This window comes from Mojavia sp., from assembly GCF_059505145.1.
Window position 1 is genome coordinate 75535 of the sequence record NZ_JCACKA010000063.1, and the last position, 24975, is coordinate 100509.

A 24975-nucleotide genomic window follows, 5' to 3' on the forward strand; every position below is an offset into this window, starting at 1 on the left:
ATGACCCATTTTAACTACAAGTTCCTTGAGACTGATTTCTGAGAAGCACTCAACACTTACGTAACAAAATTGTTATGAATTATTAGAAAAATTTAACATACAGCAGTCCTAAATCATTCGTAAAATTTTCTTCTGCCACTCTCTGCGCTCTTTGCGTCCTCTGCGGTTCGCTAACAAGAGAAAAATAACCTGTTTTGTTAAATAATTTTCTCTTGCACACACAGCTTATAAATAATCAAAAAATATTTCTGGCACTAACCTTAATTCGCTAGATTTAAACCGATAAATATCTATCCAAAGCGCTCTATGCTTATGATTTGCTGACTCTGAAAAAATTAAGCTTTCTAATTGATAAAATTTAGGGTCTGCAAAATCGCATTGATACAGTTGAATTACTTCATGCCCTTGTCTCCCATTGAACATAAACAGGTTTTCTATACAACCCAAATAGCGAATATTTGTTAATTCTGCCTGAATTTCTTCTTGAAATTCTCGTTCTAAAGCTGCGCGACTAGTTTCACCAAATTCAACACCACCACCTAAAGCACGATAAAATGTTGACTGTTTTGTGGGGTCGTAACCTTCAGAAACAAAAATGCGATCGCCATCACGAATTAGTCCCAAGACTAACATCCGAATTTCGCCTGGTTTGTTCATTGGTTTAACTTAAATAATTAATTATCGTACATGGAGTAAGAACGGCTGTCGCTATCCTCAACGGGCCAGTCTGCATTTTCACCGCCAATGTACAATTCTTCAACAGTGACATATTCCTCGCTCAGTTGTTTGAGAGCATTAATTAAAATATCCAAAGCGATCGCATCACTGGTTCCTAAATCAAACCAACAACGTGCCCACTGCCCCTCATACTCAATCTCACCCATGTTATGCATCAGCGCTAGTAAGCTTTTGTCATATCCTTGGGAGTCGTAATTCATATAGCTGATATCCAACCCTGTTTCCTGCACCTGGAGATTTTCTGCATTAAATGCACCCAATTTGCCCAGATAAAACCAGGAATTAAAAACCTCTTCTACATACTGCTTTTCACGACCAGAAGGAATGGTGCTAAATTTTAGCCAAATCCATACATCAAAAGGATTAAACTCACGAAACTGGATGTGCATTGCTGTCAAATATGTGAATTACTATTTTCTCAAAACAAGCATATCAGGGTGAGGCATGAGATAGAAATAAGCGCTTGAGCGCTTATTTCTATTTAATTATCGGACTGCGTTACTCAAACGACTGTTAGCGTTGCTGCGTTCAGACTCAATCTGTCTTACCAAATCCGCTGGTAGTTGGGATCTTTTAGCCAAAGCTGTGTCAAAGTTAGCGATCGCTTCCTGAATCAGTTGTCGGCTGTTTTCTCTTCTACCTTGTGCGTGAAGAATTTGAGCTTTGAGATAATACAACTCTGGGTTATCCGATGCTGATTTTAAAGCACGGTTGGCATAATCAAGTGCCTGGGAGTAATTTTTTAAGTCTCGATAGGCAAGGGCAATACCCCGATCCACTAGATATTGAGGCGCAGCATTTTTTTCCAACCGTTGAATTGCCTCATCTGGATTAGCAAAAGGTAAATTCACGGCCAGTAACAAATCCATATAGCCCTTAATTAAGTTAAGTTCAGGATCGTTGGCAGAAATCGCTTCTGCTTTGTCTAAATGTTGATAAACTTGCCGTAGTCGACTTAAGGCTTTTGGCGCACCGCCTGCACCCTCACGGCTAATAATTGCACCACCCTCTAAGAAATTTCCTACTGCTACATATAAATTGCCGCGCAATGGATCGCTAGAAATCAGCTTTTGTCCGGTTTCTAAGGTTCTCTTGCTGTATGTGTCTAGTGTAGAGAAATCCTTATTAACATATGCTAAGGATGCCCTCATTGCATAAGCTAGAGGTTCATTTGGCTCACTGGATAGCGCTTCTTGTAAGTAGCTTTCTGCCACTCGATAGTTACCTTGTTGGAAAACTGCTTTAAAAGCTGCTTCTGTTTTGTCACCAATTTCACGAGGTTTGGTAGTACGAAACGGATCTCCAGCTAGAGAAGGAAGAATTGATAGATGAAATGCGATCGCGGTTGCAAAAGTCGCCTGAGCAAAACGACTCACTCTAGCAAACACAATTGGTTGAGGAGCAGAAAACCATTTAGTCATTGTAACCCTCAGAATAATTGCGGTTGTAATAGTTGTTTGTGTTACTTAGAATGCAAAAAATGTTTAATCTTAACGTGCGCCTGTTTCAGCAAGCATGATTTATAAGATCGACTTCCGTAATTATTCTAGGTTCCCATGCTGGTTGTAGCCATGGCTCATACGATAGGCTTTTGGATTAAAAGCTTTCACCACAAAGCTGCTCTGGTATAACAGCGAAGTCTGCCACAATAGAAAGAAGTACCTGAAGTGGGGCTTTTGTAGTTAGTGTCGGATATTTGCCAAGAAAAATTCGTCACTTTCAGAAAGGATAGATGATTATTGCTGTTAGATTAAGGTTTTAAGGCAGGTTATGCGCTATGTAAAATTTTTAGAGTTTTCCAGTTGCTCTTAGTGTAGTTCAGCGTAGTGATCAGTTATTCGCCAACTTTTTGGTAATCTTTACAAATGCTCTATCTCAGAAATCTGATTTATCACCCCACAGCCTGCCCAACAGCGATTCTTAAAACAATCAACCTGGAATTAGCACCTCAACAGCTGGGTTTGATTATTGGCCCAAGTGGTTCTGGTAAAAGTACCTTATTAGAAATTTTGTCTGGACTAGCCGAACCTACATCAGGCGCAGTTTTTTGGCGTGAACAAGAACTTATATCTGAACAGCTGCAACAATTAGCTGGGCTGGTGTTTCAGTTTCCTGAACGGCATTTTTGCGGCGGTACAATTTTAGAAGAATTGCGTTTAGGGCATCCAGAACTAGGGATAGAGCGAGTAAGACAGGCACTAGGTGAAGTAGGATTAGATCATTTATCGCTGTCAGCTGCACCCTATGCTTTAAGTGGTGGTCAACAACGGCGTTTAGCTTTGGCAGTACAGTTAATTCGCCAACCAAATTTATTATTGCTGGACGAACCAACAGCAGGTTTAGACTGGTCGATGCGTCGTCAGTTGATCAGTTTATTGGCGAAGTTGAAACAAGATTGGACACTGTTAGTAGTTACACACGATGCTGGGGATATGTTGGCGATCGCAGATAGTTGCTGGACGCTCAACCATGGTGAACTAGAATCAGTTGACCCAACAACACTGGAAGCCACAATTAAAGAACCCCTACCTGCGGCGTGAGATCACGGAGTTGGGGATGCGGGGAAACTCCTTGTGTCCTCAGCATAGTTACCTTATTTTCAAGCTAGAACTCCATGGGCGATCGCCCACAATAAAGGCATGAATTTTCATGCCCAATGTCCAATGCCCAATGTTTAATGCCCAATGACTAACTTATTGCCTGAAATGGCAGAAATATGGCAGCAAACTCTCAATTGGCAACCAGCTGCTCAACAACAGTTGCAATTCCAGCAACTTTACGAGTTAATTTTAGAAGGTAACCGCCACCTCAATTTAACTCGCATCACCGACCCCCAAGAATTTTGGGAAAAACATCTGTGGGATTCTCTGCGGGGAATTGCGCCTCAGGGAAGATTTATCTCTTCTCTACAAGAAGGTGCATCTGTAATTGATATTGGTACTGGTGCGGGTTTTCCTGGCATTCCAGTAGCGATCGCTGTACCAAATTGCACAATTACTCTTTTAGATTCAACCCGAAAAAAAATTACTTTTTTGGATAAAATATTAACCGAACTTTCCCTGAGCAATGCCAAAACTCTGATTGGTAGAGCTGAAGAAACAGGCCAGCAATGCCAGCATCGACAAAGTTACGATATTGCCTTAATCCGCGCTGTTGGGCCAGCCTCCGTCTGTGCGGAATATGCTTTACCATTGCTCAACCTGGGTGGTTTAGCCATAATTTACCGTGGTAATTGGACAGAAGAAGAAACTACAACTTTACATAATGCAGTTGAACACTTAGGTGGCGTTGTAGAATCAATTGAACAATTTACTACTCCTTTAAGTACAAGTATCCGTCACTGCTTGTACTTACGTAAGATAGCAACCACGCCAGCTAATTTCCCCCGTGCTGTTGGAATACCTACTCAAAAGCCACTTTGACCTCTGAGCTAGCTGTTCTTGCGTAGAATTAGGTTGCGAACGCAATTGGGCAAGATTAAATATACAGATGTAGACAAGTGTTCTAGATCAGGAAAAAGGAATTAGTTAATCTCAAGACAAAGGCTTGTGTGTTATTTAGTCTAGACGCGATTACCAAGCAATCGAGCGTACTCATTTTTGATAATCGAATAACATTCACAAGATGTACCTTCCAAATCTCCCCTATTCAGGATGGTAATTTCTCCACGCCTGTAGCTAATCATTCCGCCTCGGCTGAGAGTGCCGAACCCGTTCGGCCTTCGTGTAGCGTGTCCGCGCTGGCAAGTATGTTATGCCGTTGTGAAATTAATACCTTGGGAAGAAGTCCATCTTGGCCCTAAAATTCTACACGGGGAAGCAATTAAGTGCGCCCGTAATTTACTGTGTCATAAGAGGAGTTTTTTGTGGACTTATCCCGTATACCTGCCCAACCAAAACCGGGTTTAATCAACGTTCTGATTGAAATTCCAGGCGGGAGTAAAAATAAATACGAATACGACAAAGACTTGCAAGCTTTTGCCCTAGATCGGGTACTTTATTCTTCGGTACAATATCCATATGACTACGGTTTTGTGCCCAATACTTTAGCCGATGATGGCGATCCTTTAGATGGTATGGTTATCGTCGATGAGCCAACCTTTCCAGGCTGTGTAATTGCTGCGCGACCGATTGGCTTGCTAGAGATGATTGATGGGGGCGATCGCGATGAAAAGATTCTTTGCGTTCCTGACAAAGATCCGCGCTACGCTCAAATAAAATCTCTGAAAGACCTACCATCACACCGCTTGGATGAAATTGCTGAATTTTTCCGCACTTATAAAAATCTGGAAAAAAAAGTAACTGAAATTCTCGGTTGGCAGGATGTTGACCAAGTTAATGCTTTGGTAGAAAAATCCATCAAAGCTGTTAAAGGATAATTGATCATGAGAGTAGGGAATTGAGCATCGGGTTAATTACTAATACTTGGTGTTCAATTCCCAATTCTCAGTTAGTAATTTAAAGTTGAATTATCTACTTTGGCACAAACTAGCTAAAATCCTAGTCACCAAAGTTGAAGAACCAGGAAATAATAATTTTTACTGGTTACGAAACACAAAAATTGCCACAGAATCCCTAAATGCAATGCAGCGTACTCTCCTTTTGGCAAAAATTCACAACTGTACTCTCACAGGGGCAAACATCAACTATGTAGGTAGTATCAGCATAGATAAAGTTCTGTTGCAAAAGTCTGGCATCTTACCCTATGAACAGGTACAAGTAGTGAATAATGCTAATGGCGAGCGCTTCATTACTTATGCAATACCTGCTCCAGCCAATTCAGGAGTAATCGAGCTAAATGGAGCTGCGGCACGTCTAGGCATTATAGGTGATCGCTTGATTATAATGGCTTACGGGCAGTTCACTCCGGAAGAGTTGCAAAATTACTCGCCTACGGTCGTCATTGTAGACGAAAAAAACCGACTGTTGGAAGTGCGGCACTACGATGACCTGCTCAGTAAGGTCTAGACTTCAAAGAATAATGTCAAATTTTGAACTGTCGGCTTCCCAAAGCTATTTAACCGAGAAGCAAACTACTGTACTAAGTGGTTCAGCAGAACAATTGCTCGTGCAATTTTGGGGTGTTAGGGGTTTAATTCCTACTCCAGATAGCAGCACCCATAGTTATGGTGGGAATACTGCTTGTGTAGAAATGCTTGTAGGAGGGAAACACTTAATTTTTGATGGGGGTACTGGCTTACGTATATTGGGTAAAGCTTGGCAAAAATTGCAACAGCCAGTAGAAGCCCACTTATTTTTTACTAACTCCCAATCAAATCGCATTCAAGGGTTTCCTTTTTTTGCTCCTGCGTTTATTGCAAAAAATTGCTTTCATATCTACGGCACAGCTGCCTCTAATAGTGCCTCAATCAAACAATGCCTACATGACCAGATGCTTCAACCGCACTTTCCTTACCCTTTACAGGTAATGCAGTCGGAATTGCATTTTCACAATCTAACTCCAGGTAGCGAGGTCAAACTAGATGATGTCATAATTAACACAGCAGTAATTAATCAAACTCAGCGCTCAGTAGGCTATCGAGTTACTTGGCAGGATTATAGCGTTGCCTACGTTACAGATTTGCACAAGAATGCCGAACCATTAGAGCAAGAACGAATTTTACAGTTTATTAATGGCGTGAATTTACTAATTGCCAATGCTACATACACTCCTCCCACTGCTCACAACCATGACTCATCTGATTTGCAGTGGCAAACTGCTGTCAATTTAGCTAATAGCGGTGGTGTACAAAGCTTGGTCATATCTCACCATCACCCAGATGATGATGATGATTTTCTTGATCAAATGCAAAACAAAGTTAAATCTGCATATCCTAAAGCGCTGTTAGCCCGTGAAGGTCTAACATTAGCTATTGGTAAGTAATTTTCAAATTTTTAGCTTATACCGCCACCTTCTGTATCAACCATAAATGTTCTTTTTGTGAAGGGTGAAAGTCCTTTTTCAAAGCATCTATTGCGTTGAATAATACTTTGTACAAGAACTTATCTTTGGTAATCCAAAACTCGATTAACTCCTGCCACACTTTTCTATCTAACAATTTTTTGTCTTGATACAGCAATATAGCTAAACCTAAATTCAGGAAAAATAAAATTAAAATATGAGCTATAAACATACCTACTAGACGCAGCAGGTAGTTACTAGTTTTATCTTGCAATACATCAAATAAAACTGTTTTGTGTTCGAGTTCTTCTACTGCGTGCCATTCAAAAAGCTGCTTTAATTGTGGTTCAGCTTCGGCAAATAAATCAACTTCTAAAACAAATTCAGCCATTAAAGTAGTCAAATGTTCAATTCCTACACTAATAGCTAAATTTAAATTCGTACTCATTCGGCGTTCCAGAATATTAAAAAAAATCATCTGTAGCCAATTGAGATAAGTATCAAATTTATAACCTAAAGATTTTAAGTTATGCCAAAATTTTATATGCTGAACCGAATGTTGACCTTCTTGCAATATAAAAGCTTGGGCTTGTTGTTTTAGTTGAGGATTTCCAATAAATTTGATTCTTTTTTTGGCATTGCGAATTAGATATTTTTCAATATCAGGAACGCCAAGGGTGAAGCTATTAAATAAGTGCGTTTTGAAAATACTTTGTTTAAACCAGTATCTTTCAAAAGATTGAGAAAAATCAAGATTTAATTGCCGGACTTTGATGTTATCCATCTGGGTTAATCTTCTCAACTAAAAACTTAGAGAGAATTCCACACTAACCACAATAATAATTTTACAACTTAAACTGGTTGAAAAACTGCTTCAGAAACAGAATTTACTACTTGAGCGAGTTCTTGAAGTTTTGCTGCTACTGCACCACTGGTTAATAATTCTTCTACTTTGGCTATACCCGATCGCATATCTGGGCAAATGCCACTACGCCAAAGGTAAAAACCTCCATTCCATAAGGCTGTTTGCTTCAGTTCTTCAGAGTGACCAGCTAAAACTGCTTGCATTTCGGTAAACAGTTCTTCAGTAGCGCCAAGGGGGACGTTCTTAGTAGTAAATCCATATTCACGAGGTACGAGGTGCAACCGTTCTAGATCCCCAGAGGCTTCAGGTGCTGATAAGGCAATGATAGCAGTGCGATCGCGTGGTAACTCGCAACTACCTTCCAAGCCCTTGATTAATGTAAATTTTGTTACATTTTGCCGCGCCAATGTTTCCTGAAATAGCGTTTCCGTTGGAGGATGGACAAACCCAGCAATAATGTGAGCATCCCCAGCATAAGGACACCAAATTAGCTCCATTGTCGCCAAGGGTGGACGCTTACCTAATTGGTCGCGGTAATCCCAAATACTTTGGGTTAAGGGAAAATGTTTAGGCGTATAAACAAAGCCAATTCCTGTTTGCTCAAAAACCTGCTGAGTTTTTGCTAGTGGCAAGTTAGTCCAATCGACCCCTAACCCTTGCCAAATCTCTACCAAGGGCAGTCCGTACTTTGTCGGTAGGCGATCGCCACCGTGCATGATTACTGGTTGACCTACACAAGCCAGTAGTAAAGCTATGATCGGACTAATTGGTGCGGTGCGCGTTCTGCCATCGTAAGGTATTCCCAAAACTATCACTGACCGTGCAGAAGCAATAGGTTGAAGCTTTGGCCCTAATTCATTGTAAGCATCTAACATCCCTGCTAACTCTTCTCCTGTGGGACGCTTGATGCGGTGGGCAATTAAAAATGCTCCTATTTGGGCTGGTGTTGCTTCACCTAGCAACATCATTTTGGTAGCCGTGGACGCTTCAGGACGAGTTAAGTTTTCTGCTGTGTGGTTACCACTGCCTACCTTTTGCACGAATTGCCTAAATACGTTGCTCATAACAGTAATTAATTATTGGTCATTACTCATTAGTCATAGTAATTACTTATTAGCCAATCTGGGAAATATACATTTTTGACTAGAAACTCATCAGGCTTACGAAGCCGATCGCTGCTGGCGTATTTGCGGTGGAATACTTTCTCGCACCAGTTGCCAAAAGTGCTTGATGGGGGGTATTTGGAGGCGATCGCCAGTTGTCACCATAACTACTCGACGAGTCAAGCTAGAACTATCAGGCAAAGTACCAGAAATATTACTGGCTAAAGGGCGCACTGCCAGAGTGGGGTCGTGTCGTGCTTCAATTAATGCTGAGTGAGGTAGCAAAGCGATGAGTTCGCCTTGGCGCACCACTCCCCGGAAAGCATCTAAGGTGTTAACCTCTAAAGCAGCTTGGAGTGTGACTTCTATGCGCTCAAATCTATCTTGGATTAAGCGTTGCATCCCATAACCATCTTTAAACACCACTTGCGGATAACGAATTAGCTCAGGCCAAGGAATACATTCGTATTGAGCTAGTGGATGTTTGGCTGCGGTGAGAACTTCTATCGGTTCGTCATAGAGTACTTCTACCACCATTTCTCTGCCAGTAGTCAAAAAGCGATTATTCATCACAATCGCTAGATCTACTAATCCATCTTTGAGAACTTTTAAAGCGCGATCGCTACCCAATGAGGTTACCCGCAGTTGTACATCTGGATAATCGCGGCAAAATTGTTGTAGCACTGGTGGTAAATATGAGCCGCACATTGAATGAATGGCTGCAATGCACAATTCTGGCTGCTTTCCTGCAATTAAATCTGTTAATTCATCTGTAGCAGTTTGCCACTCTTGGCAAATTTTGCGAACACGAGGCAGCAAACGTTCGCCTCCCAGCGTCAGTTTGGCGTGAGTTGTTCGATGAAACAGTTCTATCCCCAAATCTGCTTCTAATGCTTGGATTTGGCGACTAATTGTCGATTGAGTAACACCGCATTTCCGCGCTGCTTGTTGAAAGCTGCCTGTTTCCGCGATCGCAAGAAAGGCTTGCAACTGCTCTAGTCGCATTTTTTCGTAGCCTGAATTACATTTAGAGATTTCATTAACTTAACGGTTTTTTCTCCTAAATTTGGTACAGTTTGTTACCAGGAATTTTCTTTACAATATTTTAATTTAAATTTTTCGGATTAGTATTTTACGGTTTTACTCGTCCATAGTCGCCTTTGCGTCAGATTACTAGCAAATTCTCCTCTCAAAAAATTTGATTATTTTCTTTTGCTGTATCTAAATACCAAAATGAAAATTTCTGGTTCATCACATTTTGGGGCAACGCAATTCGTAATTCGTAATTTGGTTACCATTCCGCCAGGGCGATCGCTACTCCTTGTTGCAAATCTGGTGTGAGTGCGGCATCATTCGCTAGCTGCTGTAATTGTTGATGTGCGACTTCAGGCGCTAGATTCTTAAGTGCAGCGATCGCATGTAGTCTTACCTGTGCATCTGGATCTGCCAATAGCAAAATCAATGGTTCAATCGCCTGCAATCTGCCTAACTGCCCTAAAGACAAAGCGATCGCGCTTTTGATGTTGGTTATTTCTGTAGCTGGATGCTTTGATTCCAGCATTTCCAGCAAAATTTCTGTGGCTATGATGCTTAACTGCGGCTGTTGTACTCGCCCTAGAACTGTGACTATTTCCTGCCACAGTGTTTCTAGCGAGCTTTGATTCAGCGCTTGTTGCAGATATTCCAAACTGGAAGAATTCCCTAACCAGCTAAGGGCACGAGTTATCTCTAATTGCAGCTTCAGCGATGTCTGAGGTGAGATCAGCACTTGGAATAAGTGTTGGGCAGCTTCGTCACAAGCCATCCGGGAAAGGGCAATTGCTGCTGCACAAGCAACGTCTTCATTTAAGTCATGCAGTCTAGGTTGCAATCTTGCGACTAAATCGAGTGTTTCGCATAAGTCAGGACGAAAACCTAAACCCTGCACTGCGGCGCGTCGGACTGTAGCAGCCACATCATTCAAAGCGTTGATCAATATGGGTGGTACACGTTCATCATGAAAACTGCTGAGGGATTCAATTGCTGCAACCCTAACTGTGGCTTGGGAATCTTGTACCACACTCAACAGCGGTACAATCGTTTCTGTTCGCCGGATGTAAGAGAGCGATCGCACTGCTAAAAGTCGTGTATCTTCCTCTATTAAGAGTTCGGAGAGTGCCGCGATAGCCAGAGTATCCATTTGCCCTAATGCGGCAGCGGCCATTTCCTTCAATTCTTGATTTTCGGCGCTTTTCAATAATTGCACCAAAGGAGCGATCGCATTTGGATGCTGAAACTCGCCCAATATTCGCACCGCATACCAGCGTACTTCTTCCTCTGCGTCTTCATCTTCTAATATCTCAATTAGCCGAGGAATAGCAACATTACCCAATTGAATCAAAACCTTGGCAATGTCCCAGCGTTGCTGAAAATCTCCCATATCTAAAATCGAGAGTGCTAATTCCAGGAGATATTCTCGATTTTTCACTATTTCTGGATTTGTAGAGTCTTCTTTTAGAATCATCTGCTGTAAATATTGCATCAGCGATGACCAATCAGCTGCATCATGTGCTGCCTGTGCCTGCACCAAAAGCTGGTTGATATTATTCACGATTCGTAGAATCCCCTATTCTGCTAGTTTATATTTTTTCAATGGCGGCTCAATAAAAACTCTGCGTACCTTTGCGTTTAAAAACGTTCTACTCATATTTGCTTCACTACAACAGAATTGCCCTCAATTTTAGCGGCATAAGTTTTTAATGGTTCTGTAGCTGGGCCTTTTTGCACTTTACCATCAACTCCAAATTCTGAACCATGACAGGGACAAGAGAATTTTTTTGCTTGTTCTTGCCATGTCACTATGCAACCTGCATGAGCGCAGGTGGGGTTAACAGCAATTATATTTTCAGTTTTAGATGTACCAATTACCAGCACAGCTCCAACAGGTGAGTTTTTCTCCAACAATTGGCCAGTCTTATCTAAATCCGTGGAAGTGCCTACTTTTTGCCAATCCCCAGATACTGAAGACGTCGGTGCATTTGTTTGGGAAGAACAAGCGGCAATTGCTACAGGCAAAGAACTCGCTATCCAACCTAAACCTACCCAATTAATGAAATCACGACGTTTCATGGCTGTTGCAATTATGTCTAGGTTTTAACTAACATACGCCATCTTCAAGAATTTTTGAATTCAAATTAGCTGCGATCCGCGCAATCGCTCTTACTCATGAGGCTTGCGCCCCTAAATAGCCATACTAAGTGCAGAAAACGCATCAGAATAATACGTTTTTGGCAATTTTATCAAAATTTCGTAGCTATTTATACGATTTTAGCTAAATTACCACTTTAACCTTAAGAGTATGTAAATCGTTACACTTTCAGTACCAGAACAACCTTTACACCTTTACCAAATGGAAGCACGCAAAGATTGTTCCTGAAGCCATAATTCAAGTAACAAAATATACACTTAATGAGAATTAACCCCGTATATCCGGGAATTGCTGAAACTACGAGTCAATTGATAGTGGGCAATGAGTAGAGTATGGCGAAAACAATTCTACCATTCAAAAACCCTCAAAAGCTCAAAATAGCAAGTTTTGAAATTTTAATGCGATAGACGATTAGCTTATAGAGATTTTTCGAGATTAACAATTTGCAATGAGAGTCAACTCATGACAGATACAGCAACTACCACCACAGCTAGCCTCAACAAGTTTGAGAAATTTAAGGCAGAAAAAGATGGACTTACCGTCAAAAGCGAGATAGAGAAATTTGCTGCCCTTGGTTGGGAAGCAATGGATGAAACAGACCGTGACCATCGGCTCAAGTGGGTGGGTGTATTTTTTCGCCCAGTTACGCCTGGTAAGTTTATGATGCGGTTGCGGTTACCTAACGGTATCCTCACGAGTGATCAGATGCGTGTGTTAGCGGAAGTCGTACAGCGTTACGGTGACGATGGCAGCGCCGATATTACCACGAGGCAGAATATCCAATTACGGGGGATCAGGATTGAAGACTTACCGGATATTTTTAATAAATTTAGCGCTGTAGGTTTAACCAGTGTTCAGTCAGGGATGGATAACATCCGCAATATCACAGGTGATCCAGTGGCGGGGTTAGATGCGGATGAATTGTTCGACACGCGAGAGTTAGTGCAGCAAATTCAGGATATGCTCACTAACAAAGGAGAAGGGAACGCAGAGTTTACCAACCTCCCCCGCAAATTTAACATTGCAATTACTGGTGGAAGAGACAATTCAGTTCACGCCGAAATTAACGACTTGGCTTTTGTACCAGCGTTTAAGCAAGGGAATGGGCAAGAATTTTCTCAATCCCCGACATTCGGATTTAACGTCCTGGTAGGTGGCTTTTTCTCAGCCAAACGCTGTGAGGCGGCGATTCCTTTAAATGCTTGGGTAGCACCTGAAGATGTGGTTGCTTTATGTAAAGCCATTTTAGAAGTTTTTCGTGACCACGGCTTACGCGCTAACCGACAAAAATCTCGCCTGATGTGGTTGATTGACGACTGGGGTTTAGATAAATTCCGTTTAGAGGTAGAAAACCGTTTGGGTAAGTCATTGTTACCCGCAGCGCCAAAAGACGAAATCGACTGGGAAAAACGCGACCACATTGGTGTATATAAACAGAAGCAACCAGAATTAAACTACGTAGGCTTCAATATCCCTGTTGGTCGTTTGTATGCCGAGGATATGTTTGAAATTTCCCGCCTGGCAACAGTTTACGGTAACAGTGAAATCCGGCTCACGGTTGAGCAGAACGTAATTATCCCCAATATTCCTGACTCACGTTTAGCCACATTTTTAACTGAGCCATTGCTAGAAAGGTTTGCTGTTAACCCTGGTTTACTGACGCGATCGCTAGTTTCTTGCACAGGCGCACAATTTTGCAACTTTGCCCTCATCGAAACCAAAAACCGCGCTTTGGCAATGATTCAAGCCTTGGAAGCAGAGTTAATCCTAACTCGCACGGTACGTATTCACTGGACTGGGTGTCCTAACTCCTGTGGACAGCCACAAGTAGCCGACATCGGCTTGATGGGAACTAAAACTCGCAAAAATGGCAAAACCTTGGAAGGAGTTGATATCTACATGGGCGGTAAAGTCGGTAAAGATGCTCATTTGGGAACTTGCGTCACCAAAGGCATACCTTGCGAAGACTTACAGCCAGTCTTACAAGATTTACTCATCCAACACTTCGGGGCGAAACTCAAGCAAGAAGCCTTAGTTACTCATTAGACCTGTCTTGAAAAGAAGGCAGAATGACAGGAGGCAGAGGGCAGAAGGAAGGAAAAAGTTTTCATCCTTAGTTTCAATCTCAGATTATAAACTCTCTGCGCCTCTGCGACTCTGCGTGAAACTTAAAATTCTTGCTTTCCAAATATTCCTGCAAGAAGTCTATTAAATGAGTGCCGAGTGGATAAAAAGCAACAACCAACAACAGCAACAACCAACAACTAAGTAACTAACAACTAAAGGAAAAATGGCAAATCTTTCGCGTAGAAAATTTATTTTCACCACCAGTGCTGCGGCTGCTGCTTCTATCTTGGCTCATGGTTGCTCCTCTAATAATTCCAATTCAGCCACAACAGGTGGACAAGCACCTTCGGCTGCCTCAGCTGCCAACGTCTCTACAGCAGCTAACGCACCGAAAGTAGAAACAACCAAAGCAAAGCTAGGATTTATCCCTCTAACTGACGCTGCACCACTAATTATTGCTAAAGAAAAGGGCTTTTTTGCCAAATACGGCATGGCTGATGTTGAGGTCATCAAGCAAAAATCTTGGCCTGTCACCCGCGATAACCTGAAAATTGGTTCAGCTGGCGATGGGATTGATGGCGCACACATCCTCAGCCCCATGCCTTATTTAATGACTATCAACGATAAAGTGCCCATGTATCTTTTGGCACGGTTAAATACCAACGGTCAGGCGATCTCTGTAGCTAATAAATTGAAAGATTTGAAAGTTGGCTTAGAGAGTAAGGGGTTGAAAGAGGCAGCTGAAAAAGCCAAAGCTGATAAACAATCCATGAAAGTTGCCATGACTTTCCCTGGTGGTACTCATGATTTGTGGATGCGCTATTGGCTAGCGGCTGGCGGGATTAATCCCGATCAAGATGTGGTTTTAGAACCTGTACCACCACCACAAATGGTGGCGAATATGAAAGTTGGTACAGTCGATGCCTTTTGTGTGGGAGAACCCTGGAATGCTCAATTGGTTAGCCAAAAGTTAGGTTATACAGCTTTAGTTACAGGCGAGTTGTGGAAAGACCATCCAGAAAAAGCCTTTGCTATGCGTAAAGATTGGGTTGATAAAAATCCCAACGCTACCCAAGCACTTTTGATGGCAGTTCTAGAAGCTCAACAGTGGTGCGATAAGCCAGAAAACAAAGAGGAGATGTGCAAAATCTGCTCTGACCGCAAATACTTTAACGTTGCTGCCGCAGATATTTTAGAAAGGTCTAAGGGCAATATTGACTACGGCGATGGACGCACGCAACAAAACTTCGCCAATAGTATGAAGTACTGGGCTAATAACGCTTCCTATCCTTACAAGAGCCACGATACTTGGTTTTTAACAGAAGAGATTCGCTGGGGTTATTTGCCAAAAGATACCAAAGTTAAAGAAATCGTCAATCAAGTAAACAAAGAAGACCTTTGGAAACAAGCAGCGAAAGCAATTAATGTACCTGCTTCTGAGATTCCTAGTAGTACTTCTCGTGGGGTTGAGACTTTCTTTGATGGTGTCAAATTTGACCCAGAAAAACCAGAAGAATATCTCAATAGTTTGAAAATTAAAAAAGTTTAATGATAGCTGCGATCGCTGCTTTTTGGCCCAACTAGAGTACAACAGGAGAAAGTAAAAAAATGACAGCTATTGTAGGCAGCCGTATTAACAGAAAAAAGTCTCAAAATGCTATCAGTAAATTATTTTGGCAAAAGATTGCGCCGCCACTAGCAGCATTAGCTATTTTTCTAGTGATTTGGCAATTACTTTGTTTAAACCCTAACTTTAAATTACCTGGGCCAATAGAAACAATTACTGAAACTTGGAATCCTTTTATCATTCAGCCATTTTTTGATAATGGTGAAAGTGATAAAGGCTTGGGTTGGCAAATACTTAGTAGTTTAGGAAGAGTAGGTTTGGGATTTTCCCTATCGGCAATTGTGGGAATTGCCTTGGGAATTGTCATCGGCGCAAATTCATTACTCTTTAATGCTGTAGATCCCCTATTTCAAGTATTACGAACTGTACCGCCTCTAGCATGGCTACCCATCTCACTGGCAGCATTCCAACAGGCTAATCCTTCAGCGATTTTTGTCATTTTCATTACATCTATTTGGCCAATTATTATCAACACCACAGTAGGTGTACAACAAATTCCTCAAGACTACGTTAATGTTGCTAGGGTGTTACGTCTCAAAGGCGTAAAGTATTTCTTTAAAATAGTGTTTCCCGCCACTGTTCCTTATATCTTCACAGGCTTACGCATTGGTATTGGTTTATCTTGGTTAGCAATTGTTGCCGCGGAAATGTTAGTTGGTGGTGTAGGTATTGGTTCGTTTATTTGGGATGCCTACAACACTACTACAGAAACAAACATGAGCGAGATTATTTTAGCCCTCGTCTACGTTGGTTTAGTTGGCTTGCTGTTAGATAGAATGGTAGCTTTTATCGCTAGCAAAGTTGTAGCAGAACAGAAGTAATGAGAGGGCAGAGGGCAGAAGTATGAAGCTTTAGTCCTGCAAATAAGAAATGACGAATGACCAAGGACTAATAACAAATGACTACTTTTGTAGAAGTTGACCATGTTGACCGTGTATTTGAACTACCAAATGGTGGCAAATATATTGCTCTTAAAAATATTGAATTGAAAATCCAACAAGGGGAATTTGTTTCTCTAATTGGACATTCTGGTTGCGGTAAATCTACCTTGCTCAATATCATTGCAGGTTTAGATAGAGCCAGTATTGGCGGTGTAACTTTGGAAGGGCGAGAAGTTAAAGAACCAAGTCCAGATAGGATGGTAGTGTTTCAAAACTACTCGTTGCTTCCCTGGTTAACAGTACGGGAAAACATCGCTCTGGCCGTGGATGAAGTCTATAAGGATCAGCCCAAGGGTAAACGTCGCTTAATTGTCGAAGAACATATCGACATGGTAGGACTGCGCCTTGCAGCTAATAAACGTCCGAGCGAGTTATCTGGGGGGATGAAGCAACGGGTAGCGATCGCCCGCGCCTTGGCTACCCGTCCCAAGTTGTTACTGCTAGACGAACCCTTTGGGGCGTTAGACGCCTTAACACGCGGTAGTTTGCAAGAACAACTGATGAAAATCTGCAACGAACATAACGTTACCTGCGTGATGGTGACACACGATGTCGATGAAGCGCTATTGTTGAGCGATCGCATCGTTATGCTCACCAATGGCCCAGAAGCACACATCGGGCAAATTCTAGAAGTCCCGATCCCCCGCCCTAGACAGCGCCTAGAAGTAGTAAATCATCCCAGCTATTACAATCTGCGGAACGAAATGATTTACTTCCTCAACCAGCAAAAACAGGCTAAGAAACGCAAAGCTGCACAGACTCAAGCACCAATCGTTGTATCCCGCAATGGCTTAGAAAAAGTCAATCTAGACATTGGCTTTTTACCCCTGACTGATGCCGCACCGTTAATCGTTGCTCAAGAAAAAGGCTTCTTTGCTCAGTACGGCTTAGAACAAGTCACCCTCAGCCGCGAAACTAGTTGGAAGGAAATCGCTAAAGGTGTGGGTACTGGCAGATTAGATGCAGCCCAGATGGTCGCTGGAATGCCTCTTGCCCTCACTTTAGGTGCTGGTGGTAAACCGTCGATTCCTGTAGTCAACGCCTTAAATCTTTCCCGCAACGCTAACGCCATCACCTTAAGCAAAAGATTGTATAGTCAAGGCGTGAGAAACCTGGCTGACTTAAAAACAGCAATTAATGCCTCTCCCGACCAAATTCTGACTTTGGGAATCGTACATCCCACATCAATGCAGAACTTAATCCTGCGTTACTGGCTGGCCGCTGGTGGGATCGATCCTGATAGAGATGTCAGTCTGACGGTAATCCCACCAACAGAAATGGTTTCCCAACTTAAAGCCGGAAATATTGACGGTTACTGTGCTGGAGAACCCTGGAACTACCTTGCTGTTCATGAAGATATCGGTTTTGTTGCTGCTACCGCCCTAGAAATTTGGTCAGGACAGCCGAAAAAAGTTTTGGGAGTGCGGGAAGAGTGGGCGCAGCAGTACCCAGAAACTTATCTTGCTTTGGTAAAAGCACTGTTAGAAGCCTGCAAATACTGCGACGACTTCCGCAATCGAGAAGAAATTCTGGAATTAATCTGCCGCCCTGAGTACTTGAATACCAATCCTGCATACGTCCGTCCTGGTTTTATCGATCCTTACGATCGCGGCAACGGTACAGAACCCCAGGAACTAGCAAGATACAACCAGTTTTATCTCAATCAAACCAACTATCCCAACCGCACCGAACTTTTGTGGATGGTGACTCAGCTAGCACGTTGGGGTTTAGTAACCTTCCCCAAAAATTGGGTGGAGGTAATTGACAGAGTTTGCCGCACGGACGTTTTTGGTGCTGCTGCACGCGACCTCGGCATCCTCGATATCGGACAGGACAACCCCATTCATTTATTTGATGGTAAAGTTTTTAACCCTTCAAATCCCATAGAGTACCTCAACAGCTTGGAAATCAAACGACAAATCCGTATTGAAGAAGTATTTATTTAGTCAAGAGTCAAGGGTCAAGAGTAATTAATTATCCTCCTCATCTTCCTCTCTCTGCGTGAGGAAATTATAAATTCATCGAACAAAGCAAAAAAACATCATGCAAACAGCAAAAAGAACAAACACCCAACTCAACCAACTACAAACACAAAAAGCAGAAAATTTTCTGGTGATTGAAGGCGTCAGCAAAATTTACCCCACTCCCGAAGGCCCTTACACGGTATTGGATGGCGTTGACCTAAAAGTTCGTGAAGGTGAATTTGTTTGCATAATTGGTCATTCTGGTTGTGGTAAATCAACCCTACTCAACATGATTTCCGGGTTCAACACCCCTACTGATGGTGTAGTTCTCCTGCAAGACCAGCCGATCACCGAACCAGGCCCAGACCGGATGATGGTATTCCAAAACTACTGTCTTTTGCCTTGGTTGAGTGTCTTTGACAACGTTTACTTGGCTGTTGATTCGGTGTTTCCGAAAAAAACTCAGGCAGAAAAAAGAGCGATCGTTAGAGAACATTTGGCAATGGTGGGGCTAACAGAAGCCGCAGATAAAAAACCGAGTCAGATTTCTGGGGGGATGAAGCAGCGAGTTGCGATCGCCCGCGCCCTCTCTATCCGTCCGCAAGTTCTGATTCTTGATGAACCCTTCGGTGCATTAGATGCGATCACTAAAGAAGAATTACAAGAAGAACTACTGCAAATCTGGCGCGATCATCAAGTCACCGTACTCATGATTACGCATGACATTGATGAGGCACTTTTCTTAGCCGATAGAGTTGTGATGATGACTAACGGGCCTGCTGCTCAAATTGGTGAAATCTTAGATATTCCTTTCTCCCGCCCCCGCAATCGTCGCCGCATCATGGAAGACCCGGAATACTATAACTTGCGGAACTATGCCCTAGACTTCTTGTATCGCCGTTACGCTCACGATGATGAGTAAAAACAATTAGCAAAATTCTTTGGCATCTATCTTTGAAAGTATGAATTTTAACGCATAGCTATGATGCCGTTTTTACATTCATATCATCAAAATGTGATTGCAGATACAAATAAACTTGCTAGGTAATTTTAGTTTAGTATTAACAACAACTTACGCACTCCCTAAAATTTTTCTAATTAGGGAGTATGAATTTCAGCTTTAGAGTTAGCACAAATATCAAGAAATATCTGATCTGCTGAGGGTAATTACTTAATTACCCCTGTATTTTTCCATGCAGTTTTTTGACTGAGGAAGGTTTGAATGCTCAAAGGATTATTTTCATTCAGGGATCGCTATCGTATATTGCATCAGACTTGGTTTGCCTTTTTTCTCACCTTTGTCTGTTGGTTTAATTTTGCTCCCTTTGCGACCACTATTGGCAAGCAACTAGATTTAGCACCTGAGCAAATTAAAACTTTGGGCATTTGTAACCTTGCCCTCACAATTCCAGCACGGCTAATTATCGGTATGCTTCTGGATCGCTTTGGCCCCAGAATTACATACTCAATACTGTTAATGTTCGCTGCCGTTCCTTGTTTAGCTACGGCGTTTTCGCAAGACTTTAACCAACTAGTGATCAGCCGCCTACTGATGGGGATTGTTGGTTCTGGGTTCGTTGTGGGTATCCGCATGGTAGCTGAATGGTTCCCTCCAAAAGAGATGGGAAGTGCCCAAGGTATTTATGGCGGTTGGGGTAATTTTGGGGCTTTTGGTGCAGAGTTTGCCCTACCAATGATTGCCGTTGCTACTAGCTTTTTGGCTGGTGGTGCTTCCAATTGGCGGTTGGCGATCGCCCTTACAGGTATCATTGCTGCTATATACGGTGTAATTTATTACAATACAGCCCAAGATACACCTGCTGGCAAAGTCTACAATAAACCCAAGAAAAATGGCGCTTTGGAAGTAACTAGCGTTAAAAGCTTTTGGGCAATGATTCTCTCAAATTTTGGTTTGATTTTTGCCTTAGGTTTGTTGGCTTGGCGCTTAGAACAGAAGAATATTCACTTTCTTAATCAAACCCAAATGTATTTGGCTTGGGTGTTGTTAGCAGGATTGTTTGCTTACCAAACTTACAAAGCTTATCAAGTTAACAAAGAATTACTAATTGGCAAGAAAACTTACGCGCCTGCACAGCGTTATCAGTTTGGTCAAGTTGCTTTACTCGAATTCACTTACGTAACTAATTTTGGTAGTGAGTTAGCAGCCGTTTCTATGCTACCTGCCTTCTTTGAAAAAACCTTTGGTTTAGAGCATGTAGTAGCAGGAATGATCGCCGCTACTTATCCCTTTTTAAACTTAGTTTCTCGCCCCAGCGGTGGCTTAATTTCGGATAAATTTGGCTCACGTAAGTGGACAATGACAATTATCAGCGCTGGCATTGGTATTGGCTATTTAATAATACATTTTATTAACAGTAGCTGGCCAATTCCTTTAGCGATCGCAGCGACTATGTTTGCTGCTTACTTTGCCCAAGCTGGCTGCGGTGCAACCTACGGTATTGTACCTCTAATTAAAAAAGAAGCTACCGGGCAAATCGCCGGCAATGTTGGAGCTTACGGTAATTTCGGTGGCGTAATTTATCTGACAATTTTCAGCTTAACTGATGCATCAACACTCTTTAGCACAATGGGTATAGCAGCTATAATTTGCGCTTTCATGTGTGGTTTCTTCCTCAAAGAACCAAAAGGTTCATTTGCATCTGGTGATGAAGTTGAATCCCAAGAAACAGAAGTCAATCGATCTTCTTTATTAGTAGAAGAATAAGCGAAAACTAAGATGAAGAGTATTTTATTCTTCATCTTATACTTATGTATTTAGTAAATCAGCAGTAGCTTATAAAAATGTGTTTGTTTATTATTTATATATAAAGAACAAAATAATCACATAAAGAATACTCATAATTTTGCAAAATTGAAATCATTAATTACAGCAACTTTTGATCTACAACCTGCTACTTAAACATTTAAACAATTGGCGAATACGGTGTACCTGCCATGAGCGAATTTACCAAAACTTTATGTCCTTACTGTGGTGTTGGATGTGGACTCGAAGTTTCACCCCCAGCCCAACACGGCAAAGCGACTCATCGTGATAGTCAAGGAACTCCAATTTGGCGGGTGCGGGGAGACAAAGCCCATCCATCAAGCCAGGGTATGGTTTGTGTCAAAGGTGCGACGATCGCTGAGTCTTTGGATAAGAACAGACTACATTACCCAATGGTGCGGGACTCTTTAGATCAGGAGTTCCGGCGCGCCAGTTGGGATGAAGCTTTTGATATCATCACCAAACGTATTCAAACAGTGCGCTTCACCCAAGGGCCAGAAGCTATATGTATGTATGGTTCTGGTCAATTTCAAACTGAGGATTATTACATCGCCCAGAAACTGATGAAAGGATGTCTGGGTAGCAATAATTTTGATGCCAATTCTCGTTTATGTATGTCTAGCGCTGTAGCTGGGTACATTCAAAGCTTTGGCGCAGATGGCCCTCCCTGTTGCTACGATGATTTAGAGTTAACCGACTGTGCATTTTTAATTGGTACGAATACCGCTGAGTGTCACCCGATTGTTTTCAATCGCTTGGCGAAGTACCACAAAAAAAATCGTAAAGTCAAAATGATTGTGGTTGATCCCCGGCGCACACCAACCGCAGAAGCCGCTGATTTACATTTAGCTATTCGTCCTGGTACAGATATCGACTTATTAAACGGTATTGCTCACTTGTTGATGCGCTGGAACTACATTGATGTCGGATTCATTGACGACTGTACCAACAACTTTCCTGCTTATGCTGAAGTTATTCGCCACTATGCCCCGAATGTAGTAGCTTATCGATGTGGGATAAGTATTGCAGATTTAGAAACAGCGGCTCGCTACTGGGGGCAATCTCAGCGGGTACTGTCTTTATGGTCGATGGGTGTGAATCAATCAAGCGAAGGTACGGCTAAGGTCAGAACTATTATTAACCTGCACTTGATGACCGGACAGATTGGTAAGCCTGGGGCGGGGCCTTTTTCGCTGACAGGACAGCCAAATGCTATGGGAGGGAGGGAAGCTGGAGGTTTAGCGCACTTATTACCTGGTTATCGCTTGGTAAAAAATCCCCAGCACCGTGCAGAAGTTGAAGATTTTTGGGGACTGAAGCGGGGGCAGATTTCACCCAATCCCGGTCTGACGGCTTGGGATATGATTACTGGGTTGGAAAATGGCGCAGTGGGTTTACTGTGGATTGCTGCTACCAACCCAGCTGTCAGTATGCCAGATTTAGAGCGGACGAAGAAGGCGTTGTTGCGATCGCCCTTCACTGTCTACCAAGATGCTTATTACCCGACAGAAACCGCTGCTTATGCTCACGTCTTGCTACCTGCTGCTCAGTGGGGCGAGAAAACTGGGGTAATGACCAATTCGGAACGCACAGTTACCCTGTGTCAAGCATTCCGCCAACCACCAAGAGAAGCGAAACCAGATTGGGAAATTTTCGCCGAAGTAGGGCGCAGATTAGGCTTTGTCAAAGAATTTGCTTTTGCTAACTCTGCTGAAGTCTATGCTGAATTTGTCCAACTAACTCGCCACCGTCCCTGCGAGATGACGGGTATTAGTCATGAGCAATTACAAGCACAAGGCCCCACGCAATGGCCTCATCCAGAAAAGGACGCGGGGCCATTTCCCTTCTCCGTATATCCTAAGTATGGTAAGCGCCTCTACACCGATTTACGCTTTCATACTCCTGATGGTCGTGCGCGGTTTGGGGCGTATCACTCACGAGGGCTGGCAGAACCACCAGACCCGGATTATCCCTTTGTGCTGACCAATGGGCGACTTTACGGACACTGGCATACCCAAACTCGTACTGGTCGAATTGATAAAATTCGACAAATGCATCCCGAACCGTTTATTGAGATTCATCCTCGTGATGCTGCTTTTTTAGGGATTACAGATAACCACTGGCTCGAAGTGCGATCGCGTCGGGGTAAAGCTAAGTTCCCGGCAAAAGTCACAAAAGCGATCGCCCCTGGTACGGTGTTTGTTCCTATGCATTGGGGGGCGTTGTGGGCAAATGATGCTGAAGCTAATGCTCTCACCCATCCAGAATCTTGCCCCGATTCATTGCAACCAGAATTAAAAGCTTGTGCAGTGCAGGTAATGCCAATTTCTGTGGAAGTTCCACACAAAAATTATCAACTTCAGTCCTCGCAATGGTAAGCTGCTACATATACCATTAAATAAGTAATTGGTAATTCAGTTCATAGGTAATAGTCAATAGTTGCTATTATTTTTTCTAATCTTGTAAAAACACGGGTAACTGTATCCTTATTTTATAAGTATGACCGATCAATTCTCACTGAATTATTACTAGCAAAAAAGCAAAAACTCCAATAAAAGTTAATTTCCTGCCGTTAGCCTTAGCTATGAAAAAACACAAATCGCGGCACTGTGTTTTTTGCTAATCCTCTAGATTTATCTACGAGGGTTTTCTTTTATATTTTTGCTAATTACTTGCTATTTAAAAAGAGGGGGCAGCACATGAGAAGGCTAGTCAAGGGAATTAAAGAACTTGCTAAAGACGATAACTTTATGCACTCAATTGAAAAAATAGAAGTGCTAGTCTCGAAAGTGTTATCCCTATTGATGGTGCTGGTAATTTTGGCTGCGATCGGAGATTTAGTGATTTTCCTGATGAAAGAGTTATTTACCACACCATACGGGAGATTCAATACTACATTATTTAAAATTTTTGGTTTATTTTTAAATATTTTAATTGCATTAGAAATTTTAGAGAACATCACTGCTTACTTGCGAAAACACGTTGTTCAAGTTGAGTTAGTTATTGTTACTTCTTTAATTGCTGTGTCGAGAAAAATTATTATTCTTGACTTAGAAAAAGTAACAGGAATTGATATCATTGGATTGGGAGTTGCCGTTCTGGGTCTGTCAATTAGTTATTTGCTCATCCGTTTTAGTAATTCTAGAAAACATAATTAATACCATATTAATATTGAAGATGCATATTATTAGCCTTCTGTGGCAGTTTTTGTTCTGTAGTTATCGGCTGGAAGCTTGAAGTGATAATGTGCAGATCACATAAAATTAGTATGTCATTTTCTATATAAATGAGTGTTGCAATATAAAATTATGGTAACTTTCTTTGAATTTGAAGCAGATTTTGTTGATTCTCTTCGCTGTATACCGATGCAGGTACGCTACAAACTAGATACCTGTGGTATCAAGCTAAAATTATCTGATTGGAATCAGATGTCTCAAGCTGATCGTCAGGCTTTAGTTGAATTACCTTGCACTACAGAAACAGAAATTCAATCTTATCGGCAAGATCTCGAACAGTTAATTTTAAATCGCACTGGTGTACCAGCTACACATTTGCCTATTGAGCCTGAACCTGCATGGATTGACTCTACAAATATCCCAACTAGTGTTCAAGAGCAAGCTCAAGCAATAGATATCACCCTTACACCTCAACAGTGGGCATCTTTAACTCCTTTACAGCGTTTTGCCCTGATTAAACTCAGTCGTTCTGGGCATGAAAATAAAAACTTTCCCAAAGCAATAAGAGAGTTTAATCTGCTGTAAATGCAATATTTACACAAGTACTAACTGAAACCGAGG

General features: G+C 42.1%; 23 protein-coding genes. 14 read left to right on the plus strand and 9 right to left on the minus strand.

Annotated elements, in window-relative coordinates; genetic code table 11:
* Positions 1-225: 225 nt before the first annotated feature.
* From AC5JL8_RS12625 to AC5JL8_RS12635, 3 genes are all read right to left on the minus strand, one after another.
* Positions 226-657 carry an NUDIX hydrolase gene (locus AC5JL8_RS12625; protein ID WP_495880121.1) on the minus strand — a complete coding sequence of 144 codons (432 nt, stop codon included), beginning with the start codon at positions 655-657 and terminating at the stop codon, positions 226-228.
* Positions 658-674: 17 nt separating this feature from the next.
* Positions 675-1127 (minus strand): DUF3531 family protein, encoded by a 453-nt coding sequence (locus AC5JL8_RS12630; RefSeq protein WP_495880122.1) that lies wholly within the window; start codon positions 1125-1127, stop codon positions 675-677.
* Between the two features lie 96 nt (positions 1128-1223).
* Complete coding sequence (locus AC5JL8_RS12635) at positions 1224-2159, minus strand: Sll0314/Alr1548 family TPR repeat-containing protein (RefSeq protein ID WP_495880123.1); 936 nt, start codon at positions 2157-2159, stop codon at positions 1224-1226.
* 444 nt (positions 2160-2603) lie between these two features.
* Here AC5JL8_RS12635 and AC5JL8_RS12640 point away from each other — a divergent pair, with 444 nt between their 5' ends.
* Positions 2604-3278 carry an ABC transporter ATP-binding protein gene (locus AC5JL8_RS12640; RefSeq protein ID WP_495880124.1) on the plus strand — a complete coding sequence of 225 codons (675 nt, stop codon included), beginning with the start codon at positions 2604-2606 and terminating at the stop codon, positions 3276-3278.
* A 144-nt stretch (positions 3279-3422) separates the two neighbouring features.
* On the plus strand, positions 3423-4160 hold the full coding sequence (gene rsmG / locus AC5JL8_RS12645; protein WP_495880125.1) for a 16S rRNA (guanine(527)-N(7))-methyltransferase RsmG: 738 nt from the start codon (positions 3423-3425) through the stop codon (positions 4158-4160).
* A 140-nt stretch (positions 4161-4300) separates the two neighbouring features.
* Here the strand turns inward: rsmG and AC5JL8_RS12650 are convergent, their stop codons facing one another.
* A complete protein-coding gene (locus AC5JL8_RS12650; protein ID WP_495880126.1) occupies positions 4301-4423 on the minus strand; it encodes a hypothetical protein in 123 nt (40 codons plus the stop codon).
* 180 nt (positions 4424-4603) lie between these two features.
* Between AC5JL8_RS12650 and AC5JL8_RS12655 the strand changes: the two genes are divergently transcribed.
* From AC5JL8_RS12655 to AC5JL8_RS12665, 3 genes are all read left to right on the plus strand, one after another.
* Positions 4604-5116 carry an inorganic diphosphatase gene (locus AC5JL8_RS12655; RefSeq protein ID WP_495880127.1) on the plus strand — a complete coding sequence of 171 codons (513 nt, stop codon included), beginning with the start codon at positions 4604-4606 and terminating at the stop codon, positions 5114-5116.
* Positions 5117-5321: 205 nt separating this feature from the next.
* Positions 5322-5705, plus strand: a complete 384-nt coding sequence (gene panD / locus AC5JL8_RS12660; RefSeq protein WP_495880488.1) for an aspartate 1-decarboxylase — start codon at positions 5322-5324, stop codon at positions 5703-5705.
* A gap of 13 nt (positions 5706-5718) precedes the next feature.
* Complete coding sequence (locus AC5JL8_RS12665) at positions 5719-6621, plus strand: MBL fold metallo-hydrolase (protein WP_495880128.1); 903 nt, start codon at positions 5719-5721, stop codon at positions 6619-6621.
* Between the two features lie 16 nt (positions 6622-6637).
* Here AC5JL8_RS12665 and AC5JL8_RS12670 read toward each other — a convergent pair whose 3' ends face one another.
* The 5 genes from AC5JL8_RS12670 to AC5JL8_RS12690 form a co-directional block, all read right to left on the minus strand.
* On the minus strand, positions 6638-7423 hold the full coding sequence (locus AC5JL8_RS12670; RefSeq protein ID WP_495880129.1) for a metal-dependent hydrolase: 786 nt from the start codon (positions 7421-7423) through the stop codon (positions 6638-6640).
* 68 nt (positions 7424-7491) lie between these two features.
* Positions 7492-8568, minus strand: coding sequence for an anthranilate phosphoribosyltransferase family protein (locus tag AC5JL8_RS12675; RefSeq protein ID WP_495880130.1), 1077 nt, complete (start codon positions 8566-8568; stop codon positions 7492-7494).
* Positions 8569-8664: 96 nt separating this feature from the next.
* Positions 8665-9612: a LysR family transcriptional regulator gene (locus AC5JL8_RS12680; protein WP_495880131.1), complete on the minus strand. Its 948-nt coding sequence runs from the start codon at positions 9610-9612 to the stop codon at positions 8665-8667.
* Between the two features lie 286 nt (positions 9613-9898).
* The gene (locus AC5JL8_RS12685; RefSeq protein WP_495880489.1) at positions 9899-11200 is read right to left on the minus strand and encodes a HEAT repeat domain-containing protein; all 1302 of its coding nucleotides are present in this window, start codon (positions 11198-11200) and stop codon (positions 9899-9901) included.
* A gap of 89 nt (positions 11201-11289) precedes the next feature.
* A complete protein-coding gene (locus AC5JL8_RS12690; RefSeq protein WP_495880132.1) occupies positions 11290-11715 on the minus strand; it encodes a QcrA and Rieske domain-containing protein in 426 nt (141 codons plus the stop codon).
* Positions 11716-12256: 541 nt separating this feature from the next.
* Here AC5JL8_RS12690 and AC5JL8_RS12695 point away from each other — a divergent pair.
* From AC5JL8_RS12695 to AC5JL8_RS12735, 9 genes are all read left to right on the plus strand, one after another.
* Positions 12257-13840, plus strand: a complete 1584-nt coding sequence (locus AC5JL8_RS12695; RefSeq protein ID WP_495880133.1) for a ferredoxin--nitrite reductase — start codon at positions 12257-12259, stop codon at positions 13838-13840.
* Between the two features lie 244 nt (positions 13841-14084).
* Positions 14085-15410: a CmpA/NrtA family ABC transporter substrate-binding protein gene (locus tag AC5JL8_RS12700; RefSeq protein WP_495880134.1), complete on the plus strand. Its 1326-nt coding sequence runs from the start codon at positions 14085-14087 to the stop codon at positions 15408-15410.
* A 59-nt stretch (positions 15411-15469) separates the two neighbouring features.
* The gene (ntrB, locus tag AC5JL8_RS12705) at positions 15470-16309 is read left to right on the plus strand and encodes a nitrate ABC transporter permease (RefSeq protein WP_495880135.1); all 840 of its coding nucleotides are present in this window, start codon (positions 15470-15472) and stop codon (positions 16307-16309) included.
* A gap of 77 nt (positions 16310-16386) precedes the next feature.
* On the plus strand, positions 16387-18375 hold the full coding sequence (locus AC5JL8_RS12710; protein ID WP_495880136.1) for an ABC transporter ATP-binding/substrate-binding protein: 1989 nt from the start codon (positions 16387-16389) through the stop codon (positions 18373-18375).
* Between the two features lie 97 nt (positions 18376-18472).
* Positions 18473-19315 (plus strand): nitrate ABC transporter ATP-binding protein, encoded by an 843-nt coding sequence (locus AC5JL8_RS12715; RefSeq protein WP_495880137.1) that lies wholly within the window; start codon positions 18473-18475, stop codon positions 19313-19315.
* A 300-nt stretch (positions 19316-19615) separates the two neighbouring features.
* Positions 19616-21118 carry a NarK family nitrate/nitrite MFS transporter gene (locus AC5JL8_RS12720; protein ID WP_495880138.1) on the plus strand — a complete coding sequence of 501 codons (1503 nt, stop codon included), beginning with the start codon at positions 19616-19618 and terminating at the stop codon, positions 21116-21118.
* 230 nt (positions 21119-21348) lie between these two features.
* Positions 21349-23556 carry a molybdopterin oxidoreductase family protein gene (locus AC5JL8_RS12725; protein ID WP_495880139.1) on the plus strand — a complete coding sequence of 736 codons (2208 nt, stop codon included), beginning with the start codon at positions 21349-21351 and terminating at the stop codon, positions 23554-23556.
* A 321-nt stretch (positions 23557-23877) separates the two neighbouring features.
* A complete protein-coding gene (locus AC5JL8_RS12730; protein ID WP_495880140.1) occupies positions 23878-24336 on the plus strand; it encodes a phosphate-starvation-inducible PsiE family protein in 459 nt (152 codons plus the stop codon).
* 150 nt (positions 24337-24486) lie between these two features.
* Positions 24487-24939, plus strand: coding sequence for a nitrate reductase associated protein (locus tag AC5JL8_RS12735; RefSeq protein ID WP_495880141.1), 453 nt, complete (start codon positions 24487-24489; stop codon positions 24937-24939).
* Positions 24940-24975 lie beyond the last annotated feature (36 nt).

Excerpts from the sequence above, each read along its gene's own strand:
- AC5JL8_RS12695 (WP_495880133.1), top strand. The coding sequence starts at position 12,257 with ATGACAGATACAGCAACTACCACCACAGCTAGCCTCAACAAGTTTGAG.
- AC5JL8_RS12715 (WP_495880137.1), top strand. The coding sequence starts at position 18,473 with ATGCAAACAGCAAAAAGAACAAACACCCAACTCAACCAACTACAAACA.
- AC5JL8_RS12735 (WP_495880141.1), top strand. The coding sequence starts at position 24,487 with ATGGTAACTTTCTTTGAATTTGAAGCAGATTTTGTTGATTCTCTTCGC.
- AC5JL8_RS12720 (WP_495880138.1), top strand. The coding sequence starts at position 19,616 with ATGCTCAAAGGATTATTTTCATTCAGGGATCGCTATCGTATATTGCAT.
- AC5JL8_RS12640 (WP_495880124.1), top strand. The coding sequence starts at position 2,604 with ATGCTCTATCTCAGAAATCTGATTTATCACCCCACAGCCTGCCCAACA.
- AC5JL8_RS12730 (WP_495880140.1), top strand. The coding sequence starts at position 23,878 with ATGAGAAGGCTAGTCAAGGGAATTAAAGAACTTGCTAAAGACGATAAC.
- AC5JL8_RS12630 (WP_495880122.1), bottom strand. The coding sequence starts at position 1,127 with ATGCACATCCAGTTTCGTGAGTTTAATCCTTTTGATGTATGGATTTGG.
- AC5JL8_RS12625 (WP_495880121.1), bottom strand. The coding sequence starts at position 657 with ATGAACAAACCAGGCGAAATTCGGATGTTAGTCTTGGGACTAATTCGT.
- AC5JL8_RS12725 (WP_495880139.1), top strand. The coding sequence starts at position 21,349 with ATGAGCGAATTTACCAAAACTTTATGTCCTTACTGTGGTGTTGGATGT.
- AC5JL8_RS12670 (WP_495880129.1), bottom strand. The coding sequence starts at position 7,423 with ATGGATAACATCAAAGTCCGGCAATTAAATCTTGATTTTTCTCAATCT.
- AC5JL8_RS12710 (WP_495880136.1), top strand. The coding sequence starts at position 16,387 with ATGACTACTTTTGTAGAAGTTGACCATGTTGACCGTGTATTTGAACTA.
- AC5JL8_RS12700 (WP_495880134.1), top strand. The coding sequence starts at position 14,085 with ATGGCAAATCTTTCGCGTAGAAAATTTATTTTCACCACCAGTGCTGCG.
- AC5JL8_RS12635 (WP_495880123.1), bottom strand. The coding sequence starts at position 2,159 with ATGACTAAATGGTTTTCTGCTCCTCAACCAATTGTGTTTGCTAGAGTG.
- AC5JL8_RS12650 (WP_495880126.1), bottom strand. The coding sequence starts at position 4,423 with ATGATTAGCTACAGGCGTGGAGAAATTACCATCCTGAATAGGGGAGAT.
- AC5JL8_RS12665 (WP_495880128.1), top strand. The coding sequence starts at position 5,719 with ATGTCAAATTTTGAACTGTCGGCTTCCCAAAGCTATTTAACCGAGAAG.
- panD (WP_495880488.1), top strand. The coding sequence starts at position 5,322 with ATGCAGCGTACTCTCCTTTTGGCAAAAATTCACAACTGTACTCTCACA.
- AC5JL8_RS12675 (WP_495880130.1), bottom strand. The coding sequence starts at position 8,568 with ATGAGCAACGTATTTAGGCAATTCGTGCAAAAGGTAGGCAGTGGTAAC.
- rsmG (WP_495880125.1), top strand. The coding sequence starts at position 3,423 with ATGACTAACTTATTGCCTGAAATGGCAGAAATATGGCAGCAAACTCTC.
- AC5JL8_RS12690 (WP_495880132.1), bottom strand. The coding sequence starts at position 11,715 with ATGAAACGTCGTGATTTCATTAATTGGGTAGGTTTAGGTTGGATAGCG.
- ntrB (WP_495880135.1), top strand. The coding sequence starts at position 15,470 with ATGACAGCTATTGTAGGCAGCCGTATTAACAGAAAAAAGTCTCAAAAT.
- AC5JL8_RS12680 (WP_495880131.1), bottom strand. The coding sequence starts at position 9,612 with ATGCGACTAGAGCAGTTGCAAGCCTTTCTTGCGATCGCGGAAACAGGC.